Annotated in this window: 4 protein-coding genes and 1 pseudogene; 2 read left to right on the top strand and 3 right to left on the bottom strand. The window is 44.0% G+C overall.

All coding sequences use genetic code 11. The features are described from left to right. Positions 1–613 (top strand): glycosyltransferase family protein (locus tag F6K38_RS40210; protein WP_502709656.1); only part of this gene is annotated, 613 nt, incomplete at its 5' end. Positions 614–674: 61 nt separating this feature from the next. Here the strand turns inward: F6K38_RS40210 and F6K38_RS40205 are convergent. After that, entirely contained in the window at positions 675–1,253 is a 579-nt protein-coding gene (locus F6K38_RS40205; protein WP_287248713.1) for a Uma2 family endonuclease, read from the bottom strand. Positions 1,254–1,304: 51 nt separating this feature from the next. Continuing rightward, the gene (locus F6K38_RS40200; RefSeq protein ID WP_008180196.1) at positions 1,305–1,550 is read right to left on the bottom strand and encodes a helix-turn-helix domain-containing protein; all 246 of its coding nucleotides are present in this window, start codon (positions 1,548–1,550) and stop codon (positions 1,305–1,307) included. 107 nt (positions 1,551–1,657) lie between these two features. Between F6K38_RS40200 and F6K38_RS40195 the strand changes: the two genes are divergently transcribed. Continuing rightward, positions 1,658–1,912 (top strand): hypothetical protein, encoded by a 255-nt coding sequence (locus F6K38_RS40195; protein ID WP_008180198.1) that lies wholly within the window; start codon positions 1,658–1,660, stop codon positions 1,910–1,912. 61 nt (positions 1,913–1,973) lie between these two features. Here F6K38_RS40195 and F6K38_RS40190 read toward each other — a convergent pair. Further along, positions 1,974–2,100 (bottom strand): annotated as a pseudogene (locus tag F6K38_RS40190) (glycosyltransferase family 1 protein); the annotation flags it as partial.

Here is a 2,100-nt window from a genome sequence, read left to right as displayed (position 1 = left end):
ACAACAAGAAATAAAGTATCTCATGCCTGTAGTCTTCGAAGCCGCCAAGCAGCTACAGTCACAATTGTTAGATACTGAGCAAACACGGGTTAGCCAGTCGAAGGGTGAAGGGTTAAGGGAAAGTCAAGCTGATTCACCACTATTTTGGATTCCCCTATCCTTAGAAGCCTATCGCCATCCCATTGAAGAAGCAGTAAAGCGCTATGGTTTACAAGCTAAGGTGGTTGCTGGTCAAACCAAGGAAATCTTGGCTGCTGCTGATTTAGCCATTACCAAGTCAGGTACAGTGAATTTGGAACTAGCACTACTAGATGTGCCCCAGGTGGTTTTCTACCGAGTTAATCCCTTTACCTACTGGCTTGCTCGCACCTTCTTGAAGTTTTCGATTCCCTTCATGTCTCCCCCTAACTTGGTAGTAATGCGTTCGATTGTGCCGGAGTTGTTACAAGAGCAAGCCACACCAGAGAATATTGTCCGGCAATCTTTAGAACTACTTTTTAATCAAGAACGGCGTCAGCAAACCCTGAAGGATTATCAGAAAATGCGCCAGTTATTGGGTGAAGTAGGCGTATGCGATCGCGCTGCTAAGGAAATTTTCCAACTAATAAGCTAAGTGGTCAAAGGCTAATGGCACCTCAAGTAGCGTGCGCGTAGCGCATATGCTTACAATCCTGCTAATTCCAGACAAATTCCAAGTCTAAGACAAAGCCAGGTAAAACATCTTCTCCCGATAATGTTTTGGGAGATTTCAACACCTCTACAGCTTGATGGATTCGATAAATTTCAACCGTCTTATGATTAGGGTCAATTAACCAACCCAAACCCAGTTGATTATCAATATAATCCTGCATTTTTTGGCGTAACGGTTCCATATTGTCACTCTTTGAACGCAACTCCATTACAAAATCAGGACAAAGGGGTGGGAAAGTTTCTTGTTGTTCAGGGGTTAATGCATTCCATCGTTTTTGAGTAACCCAAGCTGCATCAGGAGAACGAATTGCCCTATTGGGAAGTCGAAAAGCAGTAGAGGAGTTAAAAGTAACCCCCAGTTTGGTTTGGCGATTCCATAACCAAAGTTGTCCTTCTATATCAATGTTGCGTTTTCCAGTATTCCCCCCAGTGGGTGGCATAACAATTAATTTACCTGTAGCACTACGTTCTAAGCGCAAGTCTCGATTAGCACTAGCAAGTTGTTCAAACTGCTCGTCAGTAACTCTGAGGCTGGGAGGAATGTTGATCGGAAGGGTATTCATGAATCAATCTCAAGTTATCCCTTATAGATATATCTAGCAATTGCTTCGCAATTAAGACGAATCGTTGTCTTGCCTGGGACAACCCAAGTAAAGTTTAACAAAATCTTCCGCTGCTGCTGGATTAATCTGATACAGTGCATCCCGAAGTTGAATCACCATCTCAGCGCCTGGATCTCTAATTTCATTCACCCAACGGTATATATTTGAACGCCCAATTCCCATCAGCACAGCGACTCGATTCTGGCTGATGCCGTAGCTTTCTAATACTTGTTTGAGGGCTTTGCCTGCTTTTCCCATGCCTCAAATTCTGTCATTTACTCAGGACTGAGTAAATGGCACCAAATGGACTACAATGAGGACGACTAATTGTAGTCCATTCGGTAACAATAAGAAGGTAACTTCCCATGTCCAACAACTTTCTACCAGAACCGGAAGAAACTGCCTCGGTACCAGCCTCCGAGCCTACTCCCACACCACCTCAACCCAAGCGAGAACCTGTGCAAATCCTAGTCATTGGTTCAAGTAACAGCATCACCAAAATCATCCACACCCAATACAAACTCGGTTTTGCTGAAATCAGCGAATGGAGTCCCTTAATGCCTGCTTCCATTCCCGGTAAACAGATGCGTGCTCTTACTCGCTACGTTTCTACCAATTAACCTCCCTCTTCACCATAAGGGCAACTTAGCATGAGGTTAACTTCCCAAACAACAAAAAAAACTAAGCACGACCACTCAATTGCAAAAGCCTAATTTCTACAACCTCTTCATAAAGCCTTTCGAGCTGAGTAATATTCCCACTTAAGGTATAGCGCTCTAGAACCCTTGCCCTAGCTTTGTGACCAAGC

Origin of the sequence: Moorena sp. SIO3B2 (genome assembly GCF_010692525.1) — a bacterium.
In the GTDB taxonomy this organism is placed as follows: domain Bacteria; phylum Cyanobacteriota; class Cyanobacteriia; order Cyanobacteriales; family Coleofasciculaceae; genus Moorena; species Moorena producens.
The sequence above is the reverse complement of the archived record's forward strand: the minus strand, read 5'-3'. Positions and strand labels throughout refer to the sequence as shown.